The sequence below is a fragment of the Xenorhabdus sp. PB62.4 genome, from assembly GCF_014467285.1.
Classification (GTDB): domain Bacteria; phylum Pseudomonadota; class Gammaproteobacteria; order Enterobacterales; family Enterobacteriaceae; genus Xenorhabdus.
The window spans coordinates 1-702 of the sequence record NZ_NKHR01000109.1 but is presented as its reverse complement, the minus strand read 5'-3'; the positions used below and the strand labels follow the sequence as shown (position 1 = coordinate 702).

The following is a 702-nucleotide window of genomic DNA, read 5'->3' as shown; positions in this document are numbered from 1 at the left end:
GGAAGCAGCGGTGCCGGCGGGGGTAAATGGGCAATGGGCCGCGGCGGCCACGGTGTCCCCAATCACTGTGTGCCGGCTGCCCAAAGCCCATTTAACATAATGCAGGGAGATTATGCGAAATTCGCCGTGCCGCCACCGTGTTCCGCCCAGCCCCGAAGAGCGGCTCACATCGCCTAATCTGCATTATGTCTGGCGCCCCCGCTGTCAGCATCGCGGGGTGCACCGCACAAGGCTGGCGCCTTCTGCTGTCAGCACCGGAGCCTATGCCTGCCCAAAACCGCGCCGAACCGGAACACCGTGCCACATCCGGCATCTCACCTGCGCCTTCATTAGCTGCCTGACCTGGCCCAGGCTAACAACGCTGTAGGCAGGTCGGCCTGCGGCCTCCGCTTTTACCTCCCCCGCCCCAACTGTTATGGTCAACAAAAATTGGTCACTGGCTTAGCGTTTTTCCAAAATAATTGTTCTGACTCATTGGGCGTTAACCCATTGTTATACCAGTGAGGACGAAGCTGGCTGTAATAACCTGTTATGTATTGGATAATAGAATGGTAAGCTTCTCTAAAATTTGCATATCCCGCCAAAGGAACCCATTCGCTTTTTAAGCTCCGGAAAAAACGTTCCATCGGGCTGTTATCCCAGCAATTTCCACGCCGGCTCAGGCTTTGTTTAATACCATAACACTGCAATAATCGTCTGAAC

At 54.8% G+C, this 702-nt stretch carries 2 protein-coding genes; one reads left to right on the top strand and one right to left on the bottom strand.

What is annotated here, in order from left to right:
- The first annotated feature begins 185 nt into the window (after positions 1-185).
- Positions 186-341 (top strand): hypothetical protein, encoded by a 156-nt coding sequence (locus Xenpb_RS19445; protein ID WP_187655750.1) that lies wholly within the window; start codon positions 186-188, stop codon positions 339-341.
- A gap of 78 nt (positions 342-419) precedes the next feature.
- On the opposite strand, the gene Xenpb_RS19440 is transcribed toward Xenpb_RS19445, so the two are convergent.
- Positions 420-702: integrase core domain-containing protein (locus tag Xenpb_RS19440; RefSeq protein ID WP_187655749.1), on the bottom strand; the 283-nt coding region annotated here is incomplete at its 5' end.